Below are 24696 nucleotides of genomic sequence, written 5' to 3' on the forward strand. Positions count from 1 at the left end.
TATATTACTTGGGTCGAGTAAGTAATACGCTCGAAGCGTCACCATCTCCATCAACAACTTTGTACTAAAGGGGTCCAGCATCCTTACTGGTCGATCTTCCCTAGGGCACTGAGGTCGGTACGTTAGATTTATACAATAAGCGCAAACTTATTGTGGTATGCTACTCCGTGTTGATACGAACGATTATTACTTGTATTTAATTGTTCGTCAATGGGTAAATGATAATTATTTCTATTTATTGGTTTTGTTTTAATTCTTCCATTTATGTAATGCACTAAGTTGATTAACGCAGTGCCATAAATAAGGCTATAAAACATGAGCTTGAATTTTAAATTAGCCGCTATACTCACTCGTTTTCGTTTGAATTTAAGTGAGTCAATGGATATCGCAGCTTTAGATAGTTCTCAAGTATTACGGAAAATTTGCTGAAATAGATTTGTTTTTGTTCAGGCGCACGTATCGGCTTAGTCGCTTATCGCGATAGCCTTAACCGCCTTGATACATGTGATCGAAACCAGGAATATTACTTTCCCAAAGAGGGGCCTCTTTACCGAGGTGCTCACGTATCGCATCAAAAAATAACCGTGTTCTCACTGGTAGATCACGGTGCGGGTATACCGCGTACATCGCACTGTACTCTTGTAATTTGATATCGGTTAACAAAGGCACTAAACGGCCTTGCTTTATTTCATCATTAATAATAAATGCTGGTGCGAGCACATAGGTTGTTCCAGAGAGCGTTTTATCAAGTAATACCTCTGCATCATTGGCTCTAAATACACTCTTAATTTTTTGCTCTTGTGGTAGACCGAATTGATCTACGTAGCGAATACCTTCAACGCGTAACGAGGTGCTAAAATAGCTGGCAGAGGGTAAATCAGCTAAATCCTCTATTTTACTTGGCAATCCATACGTTTGAATAAACTCAGGTGCGGCTAATATTAGTAATCTATTGCGCGCAATTTTACGTGCGATCAGCGATGAATCTTTTGGCTCACCGACCCGAAAAGCAAGATCAAAGCCTTCAGATACCAGATCAACTAACTTATCATCGAGTCTTAGTTCAACTTCTACTTGCGGGAAGCGTTTTTGAAAATCATTAATGACAGGTTGTAAATAACGTCTGCCAATAATGGTTGACGAAGTGATTTTTAACACTCCCCGTGGCTCTTGGTGATAGTTCTCGGCTAAACGTACAGTTTCACCTAATAGTTGCCTCAACTCACTGGCTTTTTTTATCATCTCGGCCCCTGCGGCTGTCAGTGAAAATGAGCGGGTGGTGCGGTTCAGTAAACGTACCCCTAAATCATCTTCGAGGCGACTTATTTGTTTTGAGATCACTGAACGATCAATATTACGGGTTTCTGCTGCTTTAGCGAATGAGCCTCGCTCAACGACTTCTAACAACATTAATAAGCGACTCGTGGTATCCATTAATTACTCACCAATATTTAATTGATGCCATATTGGCATTAATGAATTTAAAAATCTATGGTTTTTGTCCGCATGTTTGTTCCGTACCATGGAAAAATACACTAACAGGAGCGTCGTCATGAACAAACACTTAATAGCTATTGCAGTTTTAGGGGCATCACTTGCCCTTGCTGGTTGTGCTGAAGAGCCAGCCCAACAAACGAGTCAACAACATCTTCAACCAATAGATGTTGCCTCAGTGATCATTAAGCCAGTGCAAAATTGGCACACCTACACTACGCGTTTAGAAGCGCCGGAAGAAGTATCACTTATGCCGCGTGTTGCCGGAGTTATTGAGCATATTGCGTTTAATGAGGGCGACGAGGTTAAACAGGGTGACTTACTGTTTAAACTGGACGCTCGCCCATATGCTGCAGTTGTAGCAAGTTTAGAGGCACAAGTAGTCAGTGCTGAAGCGGCTTTATCGCAAGCGCAAAGTGAAGCTAAAAGAGCGCAGCGATTAACGCAGCGTAAAGCGATTTCAACAGAGCAAGCGGAATCACGTACGTCAACCTTACACCAACGTGAAGCACAACTTGCGGCCTTAAAAGCCCAGCTAATTGCAGCTAATTTAGATTTAGAATTTACAGATATACGTTCACCCATTGATGGTGTGATCTCGCGTGCAAATATTACCAAAGGTAATAATGTGCTTGCAGGGCAAAGTGTACTGACTTCAATCGTATCAAATCAAACTATGTATGCTTACTTTGATGTTGATGAACGCACTTGGAATAGTTCATTTGATGAAGTAACCGCCGCTGCTCATCAGCAAGTAGTCATGCAAAAAGTGGGTCAAAATGGCTTTGCACACACCGGTTATATCGACTTTATTGATAATCAAATCAATGCAGCAACAGGTACTTTGCGAGTGCGTGCACGATTTGATGAAAATACCGCCTTACGCGCCGGTTCATTTGCACGTATTAAGTTAGCGGCCAATGACGTTACAGAGCAAGTTATTGTGCCTGATAGAGCAATTGGCACCGATTTGAAAAATCGCTTTGTGCTTACTGTAGGTGAAGGCAATATTCTCGAATATAAACTGGTTACAACCGGTGAGCGCTATGGCAGTTTTCGCGCTATTACCTCGGGCTTAAAAGCTGGCGATGTGATTGCGGTTAATGGTCCTGCGCGTGTTGGACCTGGCATGCCGATTTCACCTAATACAGTGACCATAGACACAACTGGTGTTGCTTTTACGTTATCGCCAACGGCGCAGCACACGCTTATGGCTAAGAAGTAGGACAAATAATGAAATTTTCTCACTTTTTTATTCAACGACCGATATTTGCAGCCATGCTGTCATTGGTGATTTTAATTGCTGGTGCCATATCGTTGTTTCAACTGCCGGTCAGTGAGTATCCAGAAGTTGTTCCGCCGACAGTTGTGGTAACTGCGAACTACCCAGGAGCAAACCCAACTGTTATAGCACAAACTGTGGCGACTCCATTGGAGCAAGAGATCAATGGTACTGAAAACATGTTGTATATGTTTTCCCAAGCGACCAGTGATGGGCGTATGACACTGACAGTAACGTTTTCATTGGGAACAGATTTAGATCGTGCGCAAGTACAAGTACAAAATCGGGTTAACAGTGCTTTGCCGCGACTACCACAAGAAGTGCAGCGCTTAGGCGTCGTCGCTGAAAAATCATCACCTGATCTAACCATGGTGGTACACTTATTCTCACCGGAAAAAACACATGATACAGCGTATCTATCTAACTACGCTGACTTATATGTGAAAGACCAAATTGCACGTTTGAGTGGCGTAGGCGATGTAAAATTATTTGGTGGTGGTCAATATTCAATGCGAGTGTGGCTTAACCCCGATGCATTAGCAGCACGAGAATTAACCGCAATGGACGTCGTCAACGCATTGCGTGCGCAAAACCAACAAGTTGCAGCGGGTAGCTTAGGTGCACAACCTGCTTCGACAGACAGTCAATTTCAAATATTGTTAAATGTAAAAGGGCGCTTAAACAGCATTGAAGAGTTTCAGCAAGTGATCATTAAAGTGGGTGAACAAGGTCAATTAACACGTCTAAGCGATGTTGCACGTGTCGATTTAGGCCAAAACACTTACTCACTTAGAGCTGAACTTGATAATCAACCAGCACTGGCGATGCCGATATTTCAACGTCCTGGCTCTAATGCGATTGAGCTTTCAGATCAAGTACGCGAAACCATGGCGCGTTTATCGAAAGATTTTCCAGCTGGTGTTGAGTACGACATTGTCTACGACCCTACGGTATTTGTTCGCGGCTCGATTGATGCGGTGATCAAAACGTTACTTGAAGCTATCGCGTTAGTGGTAATTGTAGTGGTGTTATTTTTACAAACCTGGCGTGCTTCGATTATTCCACTTATAGCTGTGCCAGTTTCACTAATCGGTACTTTTGCGGTGATGCAGTGGTTAGGGGTCTCGATCAATACGCTGTCGTTATTTGGTTTAGTACTTGCCATAGGTATTGTGGTCGATGATGCTATCGTGGTGGTCGAAAACGTTGAACGTAACATTGAACAAGGTTTATCACCTCTGGAAGCCACGCGTGTGGCGATGACTGAAGTGACAGGTCCTATAATCGCGATTGCGTTAGTGTTGTGTGCCGTGTTTATTCCTACTGCGTTTATTAGTGGTTTATCAGGTCAATTTTATAAACAGTTTGCGTTAACTATTACTATTTCAACGGTTATCTCAGCATTTAACTCATTAACTTTATCACCTGCGTTGGCGGCACTATTACTTAAAAGCCATGATGCTAAACCGGATGCGCTGACGCGTTTATTAAATCGTTTATTTGGTCGCTGGTTATTTGCACCCTTTAATCGAGTATTTGACCGTGGTGCCAAAGGCTATCAAAAGCTGGTACAAAAACTAATGCGCATGAGCGTGGTAGTGGTGATTGCATACGTGGTTTTATTAGGTGGAACAATTAAGCTATTTGATGCCGTGCCGGGTGGTTTTATTCCTGCACAAGATAAGCAATATTTAGTTGCGATAGCACAATTACCTGATGCAGCGAGTTTAGACCGTACTCAAGATGTGGTTAGACAAATGCAAGAAATTGCACTGCAAGTCCCTGGTGTTGCTCACACAGTTGCCTTTCCTGGCTTGTCGGTAAATGGTTTTACTAACAGTCCTAATAGCGCCATTGTATTTACACCGCTAGAAGCCTTTAGTGAGCGAAGCGATCCGAGTAAATCGGCGATGGCTATTGCGGCACAGTTAAACCAGCGTTTTAGTGCTATTGATGAAGCATTTGTGGCTGTATTTCCACCGCCGCCAATTCAAGGTTTAGGCACCACGGGTGGGTTTAAACTGCAAATTGAAGATCGCGGTAATAAAGGCTTTGAAACACTATTTAACAGTTTGCAAACGGTGATTGGTAAAGCTCAGCAAGATCCGGCGTTAATGGGGCTCTATTCAAGTTTTAGAATTCAAGTACCACAAATGGATATTGATATCGACCGAGAGCAAGCGCTTATTCAAGGTATTCCATTAGATGAAGTGTTTAATGCGTTGCAAGTGTATTTGGGCTCAATGTACGTTAATGACTTTAATTTATTTGGCCGTACGTACCAAGTTAATGCCCAAGCTGATGCTGATTTTCGCCTTGATCCAGAACAAATATTGAATCTAAAAGTGCGCAATAACCAAGGGAATATGGTGCCATTAGGCTCGGTATTAACGGCAACGCCTACAACAGGCCCTGATCGAGTGATGCATTACAATGGTTACCCAAGTGCAGAGCTTAATGGTAGTCCAGCGCCTGGTTACAGTTCAGATCAAGCACAGCAGGCAATTGAGCTGATCTTGGCTGATAATTTACCTACGGGTATTGAGTACGAATGGACCGAAGTTACTTTTCAGCAAATTCTAGCGGGTAATACCATGGTCTATGTATTCCCATTAGTGGTGTTATTAGTGTTCATGGTATTGGCTGCGCAATATGAAAGCTTACGTCTACCACTGGCTATTATTCTGATTGTACCAATGACAATATTCTCAGCATTAATGGGTGTATGGTTGGTGGGCGCTGATAATAATATTTTCACCCAAATAGCATTGATTGTACTGGTTGCCTTGGCTTCTAAAAATGCCATTTTAATGGTGGAGTTTGCACGCGATAAAAATAACCATGGATTGAGTCATTTTGACGCTATTTTAGAAGCTTGTCGGATGCGTTTACGACCTATCTTAATGACGTCAATTGCCTTTACTGCGGGTGTCATTCCCTTAGTATTAGCAACGGGAGCTGGAGCAGAAATGCGCCATGCAATGGGCAACGCGGTATTCTCGGGTATGATTGGTGTAACCGTGTTTGGTTTATTATTTACCCCCGTGTTTTATATTTTGGTAACTAAAACCCGTAAAGTGACTACGCAGGAGCAAATTAATGAGTAAGTATAAGTTAACCGCTCTTGTTGTAGCGGGTTTATTAAGTGGCTGCGCTAGTAAAATTGATGAACAGCAGTACCAAAGTCAGTTGCAAGAATTTGTTGCGCAAACGCAGCTCGCTGCTCAGCTACAAGGTCAAGATGAACTTAATTGGTGGCAGCAATTAAATTCAAGCCAACTAAATAATTTAATAATAAGCGCACGAACTAATAATCATGATTTACACACTAGTCAGTTAAAGCTGAAAAGTGCACTTGCCCGTCTGGGTGGGCAAAAAGCCCAATATCTACCGCAAGGGGGAATGATCGTTGATGCCACTCGCTCAAGTATTGATGATATAGATACACGTCAATCAGCGGCTAATGTTAACCTTGATTGGCAACTTGATTTGTTTGGCAAAATCACTGCACTTGTTAATGCTGCGAATGCTGGGGCAATGAGTCAAGCGGAACAATTGCGTGCTTTGCATATTGAAGTTGTTAGCGCTGTAGTAAAAGGGTTTGTTAGCTTTCAAGGCAATAAGCAAAAACAGCAGATCATTGACCAACAAATTGAAGCATTAGAGCAAAGTATTGCGGTTTTGCGGGCTCGGGTTGAGGAAGGGGTTGCTAATGAACTTGATTTAAATCGAACCTTGGCACAATTAAAGCAGCAACAAGCCTTATTGCCAGATATTGAATACGCGCAATTTCGTGACTTAGCGACGCTTGCTACGCTAACAGGGCAGTTACCTGCTGATCTAACCTTAGCTGACGAGCAAGCCCTGTTTGAGCATGCATTTACTGTAAGCTTAGCCACCCCAAGTGATGCCATTGCACTGCGTCCTGATATTAGCCAAGCATTATTTGAATTTAGCCAAGCAAATTCATTGAGCGTGGCTGCGAGTAAAGCATTATTACCAGATATCAGTTTAACGGCGTTTGCAGGTGTAGTGAGTTTAGATAACAACCAGCTATCTGATACTACGCAGCAATGGCAAGTTGCCCCACGCATTCAGTGGTCATTATTGAGCTACCCTGCGTTATTGGCGCAACGTGATGCTCAGCAATATCTCAGTGAAGCCGCTTACAGCCAATATCAACAAGTGGTGTTGGAGGCATTAGCACAGAGTGAACTTTCGCTGCAGTTATTAGTCAAACAAACCAAGCAGCTAGGCTATGCCAAACAGCGTTATGAGTTTGCTAATAACGCCTTTTTACAAGCGCAGGCGATGTACCAAGAAGGGCAAATACCTTACTTAGAGTTGTTAGATGCGCGACAGGATGTTTTAATAGCGCAGGAAAATGCAATTGACTCAACGATTTCATCATTACTTGCTAAAGTAAACACTTATCAAGTATTTAATGGTCGTTGGAGTTATGCGCTAGTTAATTAAGTTAAGTTGAGTTTTTGATGCCACATACTGATCTTTTATCAACAATCCCCGCCACAATGCGTGTGATTGCGTTACTTGAACCTAATGAACAGATTAATTTATCTGAGCTTGAATTGCCGGTGCCTGATGTCGTAGACAACGAATTGTTGATAAAGGTTGAGTATGTTGCGTTGAATCCGGTTGATGCGTATTTTGCTAAACAAGGTTTTTGTAAATGGCACTATCCTCATACCTTAGGCCTTGATGCTGTAGGGGTGGTGGTAAAAGCCACTAAAGGGGTATTTCCAAGTGTCGGTACTCGGGTCATGTGGCATGGTAATGTTGGTGATCAAGGGGTATTGTCGCAATACGCTAAAGTACCTAACTTTGCTGTATCGCAAATTCCTGACAGTGTTACGTTACAGCAAGCCGCGACATTGCCCTGCGCAGGGATGTCGGCATTAATAGCTCTTGATAAACTGCAATTAACCGAAGGCGACTCGATTTTAATTGAAGCTGGTGCGGGGGGCGTCGGTCAGTTCGCCATCCAATTTGCCAAACAACGTGGTGCTACGGTATTTACGACTGCGAGCAAACGCAACCATAAGCTGGTTAAGCAATTGGGTGCTGATGTGGTGTTTGATTACAACGATAAAAAGCTTAGTGATAAAATTCGTAAAGAACTTGGACCACAAGGCTTTGATGCGGTGCTTGATTCTATTGGCGGTGAAACCACTGTACGGAATGTTGAATTAATGCGTTTTTGTGGTCGAATTGCCTGTTTAAACCCATTGCCTAAGTTTGAGCAGGAGCTGATGTACCGACGTGCACCAAATATAGGTATTGTTTCTTTAGGTGGAGCGTGGTTAGCAAACAGTTTATGTGCTCAGCAAAAAATGAGTTTTATGGGCAATTTATTGCTAGACAATTTAGCCAGTGGCAGTATCAAAATACCGCAGATCATTGAGGTTGAATTTAACGCCAGTAGTATTTCACAGGCGCTGAATAAACAAATTGCTGGTGGCTTTGCCGGAAAGCAGGTAGTGAAAATTAGCCATGATTAATTATTAACCGTGATTCATAATCTTTAAGCCTCGCAATTGCGAGGCTTTTTGTTATTGTTTAAGAGTATCAACTTAGAGAGTAAATATGACATTTACAGACTTTTATCGACTCAGCGCCCATGCGGTGATCACCAATGCAAGCGGGGAGATTTTGCAGCTGAAGGCAAGCTATGGTGAACAAGGGTGGGGATTACCTGGTGGCGCGTTAGATATGGGTGAAACAGTACACCAAGCACTTATACGCGAATGCCAAGAAGAGCTCGGCTGTGAAGTGAAAATTGAACACTTAACTGGCATTTATTACCACAAGGCGTTTAATTCCCATGCTTTTATTTTTAGAGTTAGTTTGTTAAAAGATGCTGTGATCACGCTCAGCGATGAACACTTAGCACATCGTTATTATAAATTGTCGGAGCTTTCCAAGGTTCAACAACATAGAGTCGCAGCCTGTTTAAATTATACCGGTACAGTTGATAGTGCTGCATTTTAATTTAGCTTAAACGATCACTATCATTAATAGCAAAACGAGCTATGAATACGCAACGGTTAGTTCTTCGCCATTGCCAGCTAAGCGATGCGCCATTTATCTTGAGTTTATTAAATCAGTCAAGCTTTTATCGTTATATTGCTGATAAAGGCATTTACACTCAGCAACAAGCTGAGCAGTATTTACAAAAAACCTTTATTGTTGGCCACCAACAGCAGGGTTTTGGGTATGGGCCAAGGGGTTGCGTTTGAAGCTACCACAAAACTATTGTGTGTATACCAAGGTAGGCTTAGTCAAATTGCTGCAATAGCAGAGCAGAGAATAGCGCTTCGCACCGGTTACAAAATAAACTGGGCTTTAGTGGTGTTTATTCTTGAATAAGAACGTTCAGGGTGGTTGCTACCTGTTGATTAATATTCTGCCAGTTTTGCTCTAAGCTTTCGACAAGACCTTCGTAATCATCACCGATTAAAGGGTTAACTTCACTAAAATAATGAATTGCTTTTAAAGAGCGGCCATTTTCGAATGACGTATAATACAGACGCCATAAACCGGAAATATCCGCATTACCTTGGTTATCACCATTGAAATGATGCAGTTCATATTCTAATTCATAATAACTTTGCTGATCTTTATCTGTTATGACAGGTAATCCTTTGACCACCATCCAGTTATCAAGCTCAGTAAATAATGTTTGATGGGCACTTGCTGTTAGCATCTGATCTGGCGCTTCACTCCATAAGTGATAATTAGCAGCATTGATCTGATTATTATCCATTTTCATTGCAATACCACGGTTATTCAAGGCACCACGTAAGCTGACAGTACTGACGCGCAATTGGGCTATTGTGTTAGTTGCACTGCGCTGCATTGGCTTTATAGTTTGCTCAAACTGATAATATTCAATCGGTGTATTAAGCGATTGACTACACCCTGACAAGAACAGCACCCCGATAACAGCAAAAAATTGTAGTTGTAAAAGCGTGCGCATTATTGTTTCCTCGGCGTTGGATCGGCAGGCAATGATTTATCAAAAATAAACATATTTGGTTGCTCATTTAAACCGCGAGTAAGTGGTTGTAGCTCTTCACTTAAGCGTTTAAATTCTGAAAGCGTTTGTTGTAACTGATTATGAAATGAAGAACCCTGTTGATAACTGGCCATGGTTTTTTCAAACTGTTTCATGGTGACATCAAATTGCTGCATACTTTTTGTCATTTCAGCAAAATTACGATTGATATCACCGGGTAAATTTTGGGTATCTTGTTTACTTAATAATGTACGCATTTCATTCGCCAGCGCTTGGTAATCAGTAAACGCCGAATCAATTTGCGCTAAGCTGTCTTCAATTTTTAAATTATTTACCTTACTTAATACGTCAGACACTTGATCTGCTAAAACGGTTATGCCACTGGAAACACTTGGAAATATTTGATATTGAGACAGTGTTTCTAACTTCGCTGCTGGGGCATCGTGGTAGATATCAAAATCGACATACACAGCGCCAGTGAGTAAGTTACCTGGTTTTAAAGAAGCGCGCATGCCATTTTTTATCCAACCATCAACACTACTTTGCCAAAATTCTTTAGCTGAGACATTGTTGTGGTAAATGCGGCCATACTCAATTTTTATCAAAGCGGGCACCGCTGTATTATCAGTTCTAAAATGAGCGGGTTTGCCATCGATGATCACATGAGCGGGGGCTTCTACAACAGTACCTACACGCATACCACGATATTCAACTGGTGCACCGGCACGTAAACCGCGAATAGACTGCTCAAACTCAATTAGGTAATAATCAAAATTATAAAAACGTTCCTCAAGAGCATCTTTGTAGCTGTTACTAAGCGAAAAGTTATGACCCTCTTGGGCAAAATCCCCTGGCGATTGTTGTTCAGGCAAACCAACCGAGATCCCTCCTTTTAATAACCTGCTTAATGAACCTGTTTTTACATTAATGCCATCGGCTGATAAATCAATTTCAATACCCGTATTGACCCAGAAAATAGAATTTAAAGTGATCAGGTTTTGATAAGGTTCGTTGATGAAAATACCATACTTCATTGCTTGGTTCTTCCAATCAAATATCGCGGTTTCAACTTGACCAATTTTATAATTCTTAAAAAATATACCGGTGCCTACATCCATAACCTCAGCATCATAACTGAGTAATGAAAAGCGACCGCCTTTGACATCTTTATCAATCAGCGCTGGCTCTTCTTGTAATTTAAAGTGTTCTTTTGTTTTGCTACTTTCACCTGGTGAAAACTCTAAATACACTCCTGAAAGTAAAGTGCTCATGCCGCTGATACCTGTTTCATCAATACGCGGTTTTACTACCCATATTTTGGCATCTTCAGTGAGTAAGCCATCATAATGCTTATCAATTTGCGCACGAGCAATCACACTGTTTTTAGTATCAGAGAGGCGAACATGATCAATTTGGCCTATTTTCACGCTACGCACTTTTATTTCAGTCTTTCCAGCCACAATACTTTCAGCCTGAGGCATTGAAATATAAATGGTTGCACCTTTATTAGCTTGGTATTGGTAAAGCATCCACATACCAACGAGCAAAGCTATAACCGGTATGATCCAAATCGCTGAAATAATGGGTTCTTTTTTTATATTAGCCGTTTCGCTCATGCTGTTTCTCTAATTTATAATCTTTTTATCATTTTTTGGCGAATCCCATAATAGCCGAGGGTCAAACGCGTGTGCTGCTAGCATTTGGCAAATCACCATGATAGTAAAAAATACAGTGCCTAAACCTGGTGTTACTGACATTAAATTTCCAAGTTGCACTAAGGCTACTAGAATCGCGACAACAAATACATCGATCATGGACCATTTACCAATAAACTCAGTTAATTGATAGACTTTCGTATAGCCTTTTGTCTGGCTGTTAGCGGGTTTGCTCACCAAAAAGCATAAAAACGTTAAAATAAGCGCTTTAGCTAATGGTACTACTACACTAGCTAAAAAAATGATTAATGCAATAGGGTATGAGCCTGCTTGCCACAGTGTTATCACCCCACCAATTAATGTTGAGGGGGATTCATCGCCTAAACTAGTGGTGTACATTATTGGTAATAGGTTTGCGGGAATATAACAGGCAATTGAAGTTATTAACCATGCCGTCGCTTTTTGTACGCTGTGCGGGTTTCTAATATGGGTTTTGCTATTACAGCGAGAACAGTATTCGCTATCACTAAGTTGATGGCAGACATGACAGGCACGAATGTTACTATCTATAGCCCGATAAGAAAGTTTTGCAGCTGCAATTTTAGCCTGAGGCTGTACTTGATCCCATAATCGAGCACGATTTAAGTGTGCTAATGAGCCAATATAGAAGAGTACAAACGCGGTATAGGCCCAAAAACTAACGCCAAAGCTGACTTCCGCTAGTGACATTATTTTTACCATGCTGACCAATACACCGATTAAAAATATTTCTGACATGATCCATGGTTCCAGCGCCAAGGTGAATTTGAGTAAGCGTCTAGCCATTGGTTGCGGTATAACTTTGAGTAAACCCAAATGCAGTGGGATCAAAATCGTGAGCAATGCCATCGGTAAACCAATAATACTCACATCAATAAAAATCCCTAATAAATCGCTGTCGTAATTAAACAAAATACGAGCAGCATCGGGCAAGGTTATTGTTTGTGTAATGCCATTACTACTAAATGAAATAAAAGGATAAAACATACTGCTTAATAGCATCAGCAGGGCACTGATACTAAGAGCGACAATACGACTGTCGTAATTTATATTTGCTGCACAAAGCTTACTGTGGCAATGTGGACAAACAGCCATTTGTTTTGCAACTATGTGCGGAATATCAATAATAAGGTCACAATTAGGGCAGGCAGTTTGCAAAATTAATAAACCACGTAGAAGTACTTAAGATCAAGTTTGCATCAATTAATGGTTAAATACAAATGCGAAATTTGTTTAACTAGGCTAGCCTAATAACTATGTTGTCACGCAATTTTACAGTTGCTAAAACGCATCTATTCAATGGGGCTAAATGAAGTATTTAACAGCGTTTATTTTAGTTTTATACAGCTCTTATGCATTAAGCTTAACTGCGCCTAAAGCTAGCGATAGGATCACTGTTGCAGTCAGCCCTTCATTACCCCCCTATGTGTTTAGTGAGGATGATACCGGTTTACAGCTGCAAATTTTAAAATCAGCGTTTAAAAACCAAGGTATAACCAATTTAGATATCGTTTACATGTCTAATAAGCGTGCAGGGCAATCCTTAGAGCAGATGAAGGTGGATATTGTTATGAATTATGCTGGATTCACCACCTCTGAGATTTATCAAAGCCAAAGTTTATTGGCGTATCAAAATGTGGCGATTAGCTTACGTAAAAATGATTTTAAAATTAATACAGTATATGATCTATTAGGGAAAAGTGTTGTTGCCTTTCAAAATGCTACCGAATTTTTGCCACCGCCATTTAAAGCACTAACAGCTAAATTGAGTTCTTATGAAGAAGTCGTATATCAAGCGGCGCAAGTGGACCACTTAATGAAAGAGTGGGTTGATGTGGTGGTACTAGAAAAACGGGTGTTTTTATATTATTTACAGCAGTATAAAGAATCACACTCAATTAAACCGATTACGGTACACCCGATATTTCCAGAAGCACCTCGGCCAGCCTATTTCAAGAGTAAAGTGTTACAAGAGGTTTTTGATATGGGACTTGCCCATATCATTGCAAATGGGGAATACAGTAAAATTATGGCCTTTGATGGCAGTGATTATGCTCAGGCTGTAGAGCCAAACTCAATCAAATAATGCTACAGTTTGACGCGTAAGCGCAAGCAACTCACCAGATTGTGACCAAATACAGCCATCTTCTAAACCATAACCATCTTTACAGTGATGAGTTTCAGCCTCAAATCCAAGCCACTCGTCGGCTGCCAATGTTGGCGTTTTTACAAATTCTAAATACCACGACATGCTACTAGCCGGTGCTGGTTGGTTAAACATTTGTAATAAAGTAGGTGGCCATGCATCCGTTAAGGCAATAATATGTGCCTCACTTAGTTCTGCTGGCGACTGTTTAAATTTCATCCAGCCGCCTAAGTGAGACGTTTGGGCTGCTGTAAACGGCATTGCACCTTGCTGAGGACAAAGCGCGACATGCTGGAAAAATTCCGGCATGGCACCTGACTGAAATGGCAGTGTGTAACGTTCATTAACCGGTTTTAGGCTCATTGTTTTTGTCACTGGTACCTTAATGGCTGAATCTCGCGATTTTGCAAAACACGCTTGCACGACCACGCTTACTTGGCCGTTCTGCAGTGCTTTAGCCAGTACTTGTGTGCTACTTTTTCCTTCCCGTAAAATTTCGACTGAGAGAGAAAAATCAGTATCTGCTAATAAAGGACCTACAAAATTTGTACTAATAGACAACAAACGACGACTAGATTCTATTTGTTGACGCATTGCCTGATAAAGTAATGAGGCTGATAAACCGCCAAAAGCAGTTCGACCTTGGCACCAGTTAGCAGGAAATTGCATTGTTGCGTGAATTTGTTCTGAAGGGGAAAGCTGACCTATACGTGCAGCTTGTAGTAGTAGTTGATCAAAATGCATGGTGATCCTTTGAGTCATTTTTTATTTATTCGTAATTTTATAACACATAAAAACTCATCAGACCAGATTGCAAAGTGGCCTCTGGTGATGCAAAAAACGACAATCCACACATTAATTAGGGTTATTTGCAAAATAAATTACAAAAAAGCACTTTTTTTTCATTTTTACAGTTGAATTAAGTTTGTGGCATCCCTATCTACTAGTCATCGAACGTATTAATGAATTTTGAAGTTGGAGATATTTCATGGGTAAAATTATCGGAATCGACTTAGGTACTACTAACTCTTGTGTTGCAGTACTTGATGGTGGCAAAGCACGTGTTATTGAAAACGCGGAAGGCGATCGTACCACTCCGTCTATTATTGCTTACACGCAAGACGGTGAAACTCTGGTAGGTCAATCAGCTAAACGTCAAGCGGTTACTAATCCGACAAACACATTATTTGCAATTAAGCGTTTAATTGGTCGTCGTTTTGAAGACGAAGAAGTACAACGTGATATCGGCATCATGCCTTTTAAAATTATCAAAGCAGATAATGGTGATGCATGGGTTGAAGCGGGCGGCGAAAAACGCGCTGCACCACAAATTTCAGCTGAAGTTTTGAAAAAAATGAAAAAAACAGCTGAAGACTTTTTAGGTGAAGCAGTAACAGAAGCGGTTATCACAGTACCTGCTTACTTTAACGATTCACAACGTCAAGCAACTAAAGATGCTGGTCGTATCGCGGGTCTTGAAGTTAAACGTATCATCAATGAGCCTACCGCAGCTGCCCTTGCTTATGGCATGGACAAAAACAAAGGCGAGAACGTTGTTGCAGTATATGACTTAGGTGGTGGTACTTTCGATTTATCAATCATTGAAATTGATGAAGTTGAAGGTGAGCACACATTTGAAGTACTTGCTACAAATGGCGACACTCACTTAGGTGGTGAAGATTTCGATAACCGCGTAATCAACTATTTAGTTGCTGAATTCAAGAAAGATCAAGGTTTAGACTTAAAAACTGATCCACTTGCAATGCAACGTGTTAAAGAAGCGGCTGAAAAAGCAAAAATTGAATTATCATCTGCACAATCTACAGAAGTAAACCTTCCGTACGTAACTGCTGATGCAACGGGTCCTAAGCACATGAACGTGAAATTAACACGTGCTAAGCTTGAGTCACTGGTTGAAGATTTAGTAATGAAGTCACTAGAGCCATTAAAACGTGCCCTTGCTGATGCTGATTTATCAGTAAGCGACATTGACGACATCATCCTTGTTGGTGGTCAAACACGTATGCCTTTAGTACAAAAAACAGTTGCTGATTTCTTTGGTAAAGAGCCACGTAAAGACGTTAACCCTGATGAAGCAGTAGCCGTAGGCGCAGCAATTCAAGGTGGTGTACTAGCTGGTGATGTAAAAGATGTACTATTACTAGACGTTTCACCATTATCTCTAGGTATCGAGACTATGGGCTCTGTAATGACAGCGCTAATTGAGAAAAATACGACTATTCCAACGAAGAAATCGCAAACATTCTCAACTGCTGAAGATAATCAGGCAGCGGTAACTATCCACGTATTACAAGGTGAGCGTAAACGTGCTAGCGACAATAAATCTCTAGGTCAATTTAACCTAGAAGGTATTCGTCCAGCACAACGTGGTACACCACAAATCGAAGTAACGTTTGATGTTGACGCTGATGGTATCTTACATGTATCAGCAAAAGATAAAGATACTGGTAAAGAGCAAAAAATCACCATTCAAGCATCTTCAGGCTTAAGCGATGAAGAAGTTGAAAAAATGGTTCGTGATGCAGAAGCGCACGCCGAAGACGACAAAAAGTTCGAAGAGCTAGTTGCAGCTCGTAACCAAGCTGATGCATTAGTACATGGTACGCGTAAACAAATCGAAGAAGCGGGTGATGCATTACCAAGCGAAGACAAAGACGCGATTGAAGCGGCTGTTGTTGAGCTAGAAGCTGCGATTAAGAGTGATAAAAAAGACGAGATTGAAGCAAAAACTCAAGCACTTGCTGAAAAGTCACAAAAGTTAATGGAAATTGCACAAGCGAAAGCACAACAAGGTGGTGACGCCGGTGCCGAGCAGCAACAGTCTGCGCAGAAAGATGACGACGTAGTGGATGCTGAGTTCGAAGAAGTTAAAGACAACAAGTAATTGTTGTTAGCGCTTCGCCTAACTGAAAACACGATGACTGATATCGCAATTTAAGTTAGGATGAACAACTAAGGCGCGCGGGCTAAAGCTTGACGCGCCTTTTGCATGTAAATTAGATGATAAATCGATACGATTTATCGATTTATCCGCAGCAATGCTGCAGTAAGAAAAGAGTAGTGTGATAGATATGTCAAAACGCGATTATTATGAAGTCCTGGGAGTGGCAAAAGATGCCAGCGAAAGAGACGTTAAAAAAGCGTATAAACGCTTAGCGATGAAATATCATCCAGATCGTACCGCAGGCGATAAAGACCTTGAAACTAAATTCAAGGAAGTAAAAGAAGCTTACGAGATCCTCACCGACAGTCAAAAACGTCAAATGTATGATCAATACGGCCATGCTGCGTTTGAACAAAGCGGTGGCGGTGGTGGTCATGGCGGCTTTGGCGGCGGCCATGGTGACTTTGGTGATGTATTTGGTGACGTGTTCGGTGATATTTTTGGTGGCGGTGGTGGCCGTCGTCAATCGCGTCAACAACGTGGTGCCGATTTACGTTACAACATGGACTTAAGTTTAGAAGAAGCGGTTCGTGGTAAAGAAGTCGAAATTAAAGTACCAACGTGGGTAAGTTGTTCCCCGTGTGATGGTAGTGGTGCAAAAGCAGGTTCTAAACCGAAAACATGTACGACCTGTCATGGGGCAGGCCAAGTGCAAATGCGTCAAGGCTTCTTTGCTGTGCAACAAAGCTGCCCTACCTGTCAGGGTACTGGTCAGATTATTTCTGATCCATGTAATAGCTGCCATGGCCAAGGTCGGGTAGAAAAAACCAAAACGTTATCTGTTAAAATCCCAGCAGGGGTTGATACTGGCGACCGCATTCGTTTATCTGGCGAAGGTGAAGCTGGGGTTCACGGTGCACCAGCGGGTGACTTGTATGTGCAAGTATCAGTACGTGAACATCGTATCTTTGAGCGTGATGGCAATAACCTATATTGTGAAGTGCCGATAGGGTTTACAACGGCAGCTCTTGGTGGGGAAATTGAAGTACCGACTTTAGATGGTCGTGCTAAATTGAAGATCCCTGCAGAGAGTCAAACGGGCAAAATGTTCCGTATGCGTGGTAAAGGTGTCAAGTCTGTTCGCAGTGGGGCAGTTGGTGACTTGATCTGTAAAGTGGTTATAGAAACACCTGTTAAGTTAAATGAGCGTCAACGCGAGTTATTGCAAGAGCTTGAGCAAAGCATGGGTAAGGATGGTTCTAAAAACCGCCCAAAAGAAAAAGGCTTTTTTGATGGTGTAAAAAAGTTCTTTGATGATTTAACTAAGTAATCATTCATTACTTATAAAATGGCGCTAATGAGCGCCATTTTTTATTGACTAACAAAGCTTAAGAAGCACTTTGCTGAAAACTATAGAGTAACACAAACTCATAATACTATCTTTACAGAGCAAATTGCCTCGTCAATCTCTAAACTGCTATTTTTATCTTATCAAATGAAAATTAAGACCTAATATAGGTAATTACCAACCATTGCTTCCTTATTTTACATTACTTATCAATATGATAATCAGTCTCACTTGCATGATTGAATAATCGGCGTAAAATCAGCGCCATTGATGTATTAAATGAAATAAAATGGCATGTTAACGTTAGACAAATTAGTAATTGGCCAACATGGCTCTGTTGTAAGCATCGATCCTAATGCGAGTTTACTGCGCCAGAAATTACTTGCAATGGGTTTAACGCCAGGCGCTCCTGTTCATGTATTACGCTTTTCTCCGTTTGGCGACCCTATGATCGTCAAAGTTCGTGGCACTGTACTGAGCCTTCGTAAAGCTGAAGCAAAATCAATTAATTTGGAACTCGCAGTATGAATCCAAACATTGCCGTTATCGGTAACCCTAACTGTGGTAAAACTACGTTATTCAACGCATTAACCGGTAGCAAACAAAAAGTAGGTAATTGGTCAGGTGTGACTATCGACAAAAAAATTGGTCAATTTAAAGTGGCTGATCAACATGTTGATCTAGTGGATTTACCCGGCACTTATTCTTTAGATGTAAATGCACAAACCCCTTTAGATGAAAAAATTGCGCGTGACTATGCACTCAGTGGTGGATCACAACTGATCATCAATATTCTTGATGCATCAAATCTTGAGCGCAATTTATACCTCACAGCCCAGTTGCTTGAGATGAAAGTACCACTGGTGGTGGTATTAAATATGGTGGATGTAGCAAAACGCAATGGTTTAACAACCGATCCTAACGCACTTGAAAAACGCCTTGGATGCCCGGTAATTGCGTTAAGTGCTAATAATAAGAAAGATATTAGCGCGTTAAAAGAGTGTATTGCACAGGGCTTAAAGTTTAAAAAGGTATCTGCACAGCAGCCCAGTTATGATGAAAAGGTAACGCAGGCAGTTAACAATATCACAGCGAGTTTAGCAGTGCATAACGAGCCTTTGGATAACGTTGATAGTCAGTGGCTTGCACTGCGATTACTTGAGCAAGATGAAAGCTGTTTTGACTATGCTGATAAACAAACACTGGCAGTGGCAAAAGCTGAATTTGAACAGTTTGCCGATCACCATGAACTTGATGTGCATTTTGCCAATGGTCGTTATGAGTTTGCCCATCAACTGGCTGAACTTGCTCAAAATATTAAAGGCATCGCCTCTGAAACCATTAGCGATAAAATAGATGCGGTAGTGATCAATCGTTTTTTAGGGATCCCAATATTTTTAGGGATCATGTATTTAATGTTTACTGTTGCGGTAAATGTTGGCGGCGCATTTATAGACTTTTTCGATATTGCTGTAGGTGCGATTTTAGTCGATGGCTTTGGTGAAATATTAACGTCATTAGGCGCACCTGATTGGCTACGCGCATTGCTTGCGGATGGTTTTGGTGGGGGTATTCAGCTTGTTGCCACCTTTATCCCGGTGATTGGCTTTTTATACTTTTGTTTAGCCTTTATTGAAGATTCAGGTTATATGGCGCGTGCTGCTTTTATCATGGATAGATTAATGCGCACCATTGGTTTACCGGGTAAAGCGTTTGTGCCTTTAATTGTAGGCTTTGGCTGTAACGTGCCATCAGTAATGGCAACTCGCACTTTAGAAACCCATAAAGATCGCTTACTGACGATTGCCATGTCACCATTTATGTCATGTGGCGCGCGCTTAAGTGTGTATGCCTTGTTTGTCGCTGCCTTTTTTACCACTAATGGCCAAAACTTAGTATTTGCACTGTATATTTTAGGTATTGTTATGGCGGTATTAACCGGTTTGGTACTTAAAAATACCTTGTTTAGTCCAACGCTTACCCCGTTTATTCTCGAATTACCTGCGTATCATATGCCAACGGCAAAAGGCGTACTTTACAAAGCATGGGAGCGCTTAAAAAGCTTTTGTATGCGCGCCGGTAAAACTATAATTGTGGTGTTTGTTATTTTAAAAATATTAAGCTCCATAGGTACTGATTTTACTTTTGGCAATGACAACACAGATAAATCGATGCTCAGTGAAATTTCAAAAATTGCAACACCGGTGTTTGCTCCTATCGGGGTAGAGCAAGATAATTGGCCTGCAACCGTCGGTATTTTTACTGGCGTATTTGCTAAAGAGGCAGTAGTTGGCACTTTAGATAGTTTATATTCAAATTTAGATGGCGCAGCGGCTGTGAATGAAGAGCCAGTTAATGTCATCGATAAAGTGGCTGAGGCGTTCGCGAGTATTCCTGCAAACCTAATAGACGTATTTGGTAATTTACTCGATCCACTGGGTTTAAATGTCACTAATGTGAGCGATCAAAGTAGTGCGGCCATTGAACAAGAAGTGAATGTATCGACCTTCGCAACCATGGAAAACCTATTTAGCAGTCAACTTGCTGCATTCAGTTACTTGGTTTTTGTATTGCTTTATACACCGTGTGTGGCGGTGATGGGCGCTATGTACCGAGAAGCAGGGATGAAATGGATGCTATTTGTTGCAACTTGGTCAACAGGGCTTGCTTACATCACAGCCTCTGTGGTGTATCAAGTGGGTAATTTTAAGCAATCTCCGATGTTTTCGGCATTTTGGTTACTCGGCTGTGCAGTCGTTATTGCATTGGCAATAAGCTCTATGCGGATTTATGGTAAAAAAATGGCTGCAAAGAGTCGTTTAATCCCTGTTGTTAATATTATTTAGCGATGTATATAGTTAAAAAAGAGTACCTTGGTACTCTTTTTTTTGTTAATTTTAAAGCAGTTAAAAATTCAATGGAGTTAGTCATGACGCCAGCCACACAATTATTAAAAAAACACAAGGCCACTTTTGAGCTACTCAGTTATGAGCATAACTCAAGTACACAAAGCTTTGGTTTAGAAGCTGTTGAAAAGTTAAATCTAGCCGCTGAGCAGGTTTTCAAAACTTTAGTATTTGAAACCAATGAATTGCAGTTAGTGGTGGCAATTACGCCTGTGAGTCAACAAGTGAACTTAAAGCTCTTAGCAAAAGCATGTGGTGTTAAAAAAGTACATATGGCCGCTGCACAAAAGGTAGAAAATAGCACCGGATATATTCTTGGTGGCGTAAGTCCACTAGGGCAAAAAAAGCGCTTAGCGACTTACCTCCATAGTAGTGCAAAGCAGTTTGATATTATCTATGTAAGCGCTGGTAAACGCGGCCTTGAAATTGCACTTGATCCAAATACATTAATAAAACTGTGTAATGGCAAATTAGCCGACTTTTAGTGGTAATTTGCAGTGTTATTTAACGGTCGGTAAGCTAACACTACTACCTTACACAAACTTTAACGCATCTTTATTTTCCCTCATTTTGTCTCTGTTGTTGCTGAGGTTTAATTATTTTAGTGTTTTTTAGTAAAAAAAATCAACTAAATACTTTTCAGCGTACAAGTGTTAGCTCTTTTTATTCAATGGCTTAGCTAGCCTAAAAATAAATAAATTGGAAAAACTGTTAAAAAGTTGGTTAGAGTAATTGATCTAAACCGTTTTTTATGACGTAATGTAGGTATTATTGTCTGGTCGGATGAGTTGATTATGAGTTTACGTACAAAATTAAAAAAAGTATTACCAAGTATTTCTATCACTGAACAAGAAGCCCTTGATGCGGGTGATGTGTGGTTAGAAGGCTCTATCTACCAAGGTAAGCCTGATTTTGACGCTTTACGCGCAGTTCCTGCTGCTGTATTGAGCGCAGATGAACAAGCATTTATCGACGGCCCATTAAAAGAACTATTGGGTATGATCGATGATACAGAAATTCAAAACGGTATTCATTTACCTGAATACATTTTAGATTTTCTGAAAAAGGAACGTTTCTTTTCACTGATCATTCCTAAGTCATTTGGTGGTTTAGAGTTTAGCCCTTACGCGAACTCTACTATCGTTGGCACAATCGCCACTAAAAGTTCTGCTGTTGCAGTAACCGTTATGGTTCCTAACTCGTTAGGCCCTGGTGAGTTACTACTGCACTTTGGTACTAAAGAGCAACAAGCACATTATTTACCACGCCTAGCCAATGGCCGTGACATTCCATGTTTTGCACTTACTAGCCCTGAGGCTGGCTCTGACGCCGGTGGCATTCCAGATTTAGGCACAGTGACTAAAGGTATGTACAACGGTGAGGAAGTACTTGGCCTTGAGATCACTTGGGACAAGCGTTATATCACCCTTGCGCCAATTGCCACCGTACTTGGTTTAGCATTTAAAGTGGTTGATCCAAATGGCTTGCTAGGTGGTAAAGAAAACCTCGGTATTACCTGTGCACTTATTCCAAAAGAGCACCCAGGTGTTGAACTTGGTAATCGCCATGATCCAATGGGTATTCGTTTTTACAACGGTACTACGCGTGGCAACAAAGTATTTGTACCAATGGAGTTCATTATTGGTGGTCAAAAGAACATCGGCCGTGGCTGGCAAATGCTGGTTAGCTGTTTAGGTGCTGGCCGTGGTATTTCATTACCGGCATTAGGTGTGAGTTCTTCTCAGGTAGCATTTAAAGGTGCGTCTGAATACGCTGCGGTACGTGAACAATTTGGTTTAGCGATTGGTCAGTTTGAAGGTATTCAAGAAAAACTCGCAGATATTGCTGGTAAAACCTACTTACAAGAAGCAATGCGTGTACTTACAACCGAAGGTTTAGGCATGGGCTTAAAACCGTCAGTTGTGACGGCAATTGCAAAATATCATATGACTGAAATTGGCCGCGACGTGCTTGACTCAGCAATGGATATTCAAGCCGGTAAAGCAATTCAGAACGGCCCGCAAAATACGTTAGCAAGCGGCTATGTTGCACAGCCAATTGCCATCACGGTTGAAGGGGCCAACATTCTGACCCGTAACTTGATGATCTTTGGTCAAGGTGTAATGCGTTGTCACCCGTATTTACAATCGATGGTTGAGTCGATTCATAGTGAAGATAAAAACGCAGATAAAGAATTTAACCGTATTCTACGTAAAACAGTGGGTTATAGCGTAGCAAACAGCTTGCGTGCATTTCGCTTAGGCGTATTACCGTTTACTGCCGGTGCTAATTCAGCACTTCCTGAAGTGCGTGAATATGAAAAAGCTGCGCAAAAATTATCTGCAAAACTAGCTGTATATGCAGACTTTTCGTTATTGGTACTGGGCGGTAAACTTAAACAAGCAGAAATGCTATCAGCCCGTTTAGGCGATGTAATGAGCTTCTTATATGCGGCAATGGCATCAATTAAATATTATGAGCAAAAAGTAGCAAGTAGTGAACGCGAGCAAGCAGCGCCATACTTCCACTACGCAACACGTTTTGCACTACAAAGCGCAGAACAAGCACTGCATAAGTTTTTAGACAACTTCCCTGCAAGTGGCACACGTAAGTTTATGCGTTTTATTACTATGAACTACTCAACTAAGATGCCAAAAATTAGCGATGATTTAATTCGTGAATTAGCAACACAAGCGCAACTTGATACTGTGTTTAAAAAGCAAATCACACATTTAGTTAAGCCAGTAGAAGGCGATGGTCATCATATTAATGAGCAAGCGTATAAAGCGAAAATGGGCTGTTTAGATTTACTCGCAAAAGTGAAAAAAGCCTTGCGTGCTAAAACAATCAAACCAGCTATTCGTTTTGCACTTACTCTTGATAATGCACTTGTAGCAAATGTAATCACTGAAGAAGAATACGCTCAGCTGATTGATTATAACAAAAAACGTGAACGCGCTATTCGTGTTGATGAGTTCGATTTTGATATGAACTTACTTGACGAAAATGCAAAACCGATAAACCCACTGAAAAGTGTTGTTAATCAGTAATATTTTTTAATTCAACAATGTAAGCGCCCAGCAGTTCGGGTGCTTTTATATTTAAAGCCCATACAGTTTTGTATGGGCTTTTTTGTAAGTGATATAAATAAAAGCGATAAACTAAAAATTAGCAGCATGGATATTAAGCTATAACTAAAGCAAAGATGAATATTATGAATTATAGATTAGCAGTGAAGATATGATAAAGGGCTCTATGAATGAGACAGTAATCCTCTAAAGTTCTTTATTTTTAATTAAATAATATTCAGTAAGTATTTTAAATAAAAATACCTTGGTATTATAATTTTGCTAACTTGGTTAAAAAGATCCTGTTCGGAAAACTATTAATAAGATTTGAGCGCTTAAACAAAGCAATAAATATAACTTATGGTAGGTTTTACTTTTAATGTTTGCCGCGATTATAGCCCCTGTGATAAGAGTTACCTCAGGTCCAGGGAAAGCTAACGCTAGATGTTCATAATATTGTTTACCTTTAAGTAAAGTATCAATTAAATCAACAGTTAATAATGCAGCTACTAAGCTGAAAAACCATCCGCGTCGTGCCTCCATATATCCCTTATAGCCATTAAACTCTGACATATCATCTGGAAACAACATCGTGGCAAGGAAAAAATGCAGTGCGGCATAACCAGTTACAAATGCATAACGTGCAAAGTTCCATTCGGTAACACTCGCAAGCGTGTATTCAAACCACCAAAAGCGTTGTACTTCGAGCAATAAAAATACCACCCAACCGATGTGTAACGAGTAAACATGCACACGTCCAGGGTGTTGCATAAACCTTGCTAGGCCAGTCAATAACCGAGTGATAGCAAGGCTTGTC

At 40.9% G+C, this 24696-nt stretch carries 19 protein-coding genes; 13 read left to right on the top strand and 6 right to left on the bottom strand.

Annotation, left to right across the window (positions count from 1 at the left end; genetic code table 11):
* Positions 1–486: 486 nt before the first annotated feature.
* A complete protein-coding gene (locus J7338_RS01090) occupies positions 487–1434 on the bottom strand; it encodes a LysR family transcriptional regulator (RefSeq protein WP_210794801.1) in 948 nt (315 codons plus the stop codon).
* Positions 1435–1552: 118 nt separating this feature from the next.
* Between J7338_RS01090 and J7338_RS01095 the strand changes: the two genes are divergently transcribed.
* The 6 genes from J7338_RS01095 (at position 1553) to J7338_RS01120 (ending at position 9033) form a co-directional block, all read left to right on the top strand.
* Positions 1553–2719, top strand: coding sequence for an efflux RND transporter periplasmic adaptor subunit (locus tag J7338_RS01095; protein WP_210794803.1), 1167 nt, complete (start codon positions 1553–1555; stop codon positions 2717–2719).
* A gap of 8 nt (positions 2720–2727) precedes the next feature.
* The gene (locus J7338_RS01100; protein ID WP_210794805.1) at positions 2728–5883 is read left to right on the top strand and encodes an efflux RND transporter permease subunit; all 3156 of its coding nucleotides are present in this window, start codon (positions 2728–2730) and stop codon (positions 5881–5883) included.
* The gene (locus tag J7338_RS01105) at positions 5876–7252 is read left to right on the top strand and encodes a TolC family protein (protein ID WP_210794807.1); all 1377 of its coding nucleotides are present in this window, start codon (positions 5876–5878) and stop codon (positions 7250–7252) included. Before J7338_RS01100 ends, J7338_RS01105 begins: the two co-directional genes overlap by 8 nt.
* 17 nt (positions 7253–7269) lie before the next feature.
* The gene (locus J7338_RS01110) at positions 7270–8295 is read left to right on the top strand and encodes a zinc-binding dehydrogenase (RefSeq protein WP_210794809.1); all 1026 of its coding nucleotides are present in this window, start codon (positions 7270–7272) and stop codon (positions 8293–8295) included.
* A gap of 85 nt (positions 8296–8380) precedes the next feature.
* The gene (locus J7338_RS01115; RefSeq protein ID WP_210794811.1) at positions 8381–8785 is read left to right on the top strand and encodes an NUDIX hydrolase; all 405 of its coding nucleotides are present in this window, start codon (positions 8381–8383) and stop codon (positions 8783–8785) included.
* Positions 8786–8826: 41 nt separating this feature from the next.
* Positions 8827–9033 (top strand): GNAT family N-acetyltransferase, encoded by a 207-nt coding sequence (locus tag J7338_RS01120; protein ID WP_210794813.1) that lies wholly within the window; start codon positions 8827–8829, stop codon positions 9031–9033.
* A gap of 116 nt (positions 9034–9149) precedes the next feature.
* Here the strand turns inward: J7338_RS01120 and J7338_RS01125 are convergent, their stop codons facing one another.
* The 3 genes from J7338_RS01125 to J7338_RS01135 are packed head-to-tail and all read right to left on the bottom strand — an operon-like array spanning position 9150 to position 12664.
* Complete coding sequence (locus tag J7338_RS01125) at positions 9150–9773, bottom strand: PqiC family protein (RefSeq protein ID WP_210794815.1); 624 nt, start codon at positions 9771–9773, stop codon at positions 9150–9152.
* Complete coding sequence (gene pqiB, locus J7338_RS01130) at positions 9773–11428, bottom strand: intermembrane transport protein PqiB (protein WP_210794817.1); 1656 nt, start codon at positions 11426–11428, stop codon at positions 9773–9775. Before pqiB ends, J7338_RS01125 begins: the two co-directional genes overlap by 1 nt.
* A gap of 9 nt (positions 11429–11437) precedes the next feature.
* Complete coding sequence (locus J7338_RS01135; protein WP_210794819.1) at positions 11438–12664, bottom strand: paraquat-inducible protein A; 1227 nt, start codon at positions 12662–12664, stop codon at positions 11438–11440.
* Positions 12665–12815: 151 nt separating this feature from the next.
* Between J7338_RS01135 and J7338_RS01140 the strand changes: the two genes are divergently transcribed.
* The gene (locus J7338_RS01140; RefSeq protein ID WP_210794821.1) at positions 12816–13592 is read left to right on the top strand and encodes a transporter substrate-binding domain-containing protein; all 777 of its coding nucleotides are present in this window, start codon (positions 12816–12818) and stop codon (positions 13590–13592) included.
* Here the strand turns inward: J7338_RS01140 and J7338_RS01145 are convergent.
* Positions 13581–14396 carry an acyl-CoA thioesterase gene (locus tag J7338_RS01145; RefSeq protein WP_210794823.1) on the bottom strand — a complete coding sequence of 272 codons (816 nt, stop codon included), beginning with the start codon at positions 14394–14396 and terminating at the stop codon, positions 13581–13583. The two genes, J7338_RS01140 and J7338_RS01145, sit on opposite strands and share 12 nt — an antisense overlap.
* Before the next feature lie 244 nt (positions 14397–14640).
* On the opposite strand from J7338_RS01145, the gene dnaK reads away from it, so the two are divergent.
* From dnaK to J7338_RS01175, 6 genes are all read left to right on the top strand, one after another.
* Positions 14641–16557 carry a molecular chaperone DnaK gene (gene dnaK, locus J7338_RS01150; protein WP_210794825.1) on the top strand — a complete coding sequence of 639 codons (1917 nt, stop codon included), beginning with the start codon at positions 14641–14643 and terminating at the stop codon, positions 16555–16557.
* 187 nt (positions 16558–16744) lie between these two features.
* The gene (gene dnaJ, locus J7338_RS01155) at positions 16745–17887 is read left to right on the top strand and encodes a molecular chaperone DnaJ (protein WP_210794827.1); all 1143 of its coding nucleotides are present in this window, start codon (positions 16745–16747) and stop codon (positions 17885–17887) included.
* A 312-nt stretch (positions 17888–18199) separates the two neighbouring features.
* Positions 18200–18433 (top strand): FeoA family protein, encoded by a 234-nt coding sequence (locus J7338_RS01160; protein ID WP_210794829.1) that lies wholly within the window; start codon positions 18200–18202, stop codon positions 18431–18433.
* A complete protein-coding gene (feoB, locus tag J7338_RS01165) occupies positions 18430–20751 on the top strand; it encodes a Fe(2+) transporter permease subunit FeoB (protein ID WP_210794831.1) in 2322 nt (773 codons plus the stop codon). The genes J7338_RS01160 and feoB overlap by 4 nt, the downstream gene beginning before the upstream one ends.
* Before the next feature lie 83 nt (positions 20752–20834).
* Complete coding sequence (ybaK, locus tag J7338_RS01170; RefSeq protein ID WP_210794833.1) at positions 20835–21296, top strand: Cys-tRNA(Pro) deacylase; 462 nt, start codon at positions 20835–20837, stop codon at positions 21294–21296.
* A 309-nt stretch (positions 21297–21605) separates the two neighbouring features.
* The gene (locus tag J7338_RS01175; protein WP_210794835.1) at positions 21606–23861 is read left to right on the top strand and encodes an acyl-CoA dehydrogenase; all 2256 of its coding nucleotides are present in this window, start codon (positions 21606–21608) and stop codon (positions 23859–23861) included.
* 309 nt (positions 23862–24170) lie between these two features.
* Here J7338_RS01175 and J7338_RS01180 read toward each other — a convergent pair whose 3' ends face one another.
* A complete protein-coding gene (locus J7338_RS01180; protein ID WP_210794837.1) occupies positions 24171–24650 on the bottom strand; it encodes a hypothetical protein in 480 nt (159 codons plus the stop codon).
* Between the last annotated feature and the right edge of the window lie 46 nt (positions 24651–24696).

It is taken from the genome of Pseudoalteromonas ostreae, assembly GCF_018069805.1.
Classification (GTDB): Bacteria; Pseudomonadota; Gammaproteobacteria; order Enterobacterales; family Alteromonadaceae; genus Pseudoalteromonas; species Pseudoalteromonas ostreae.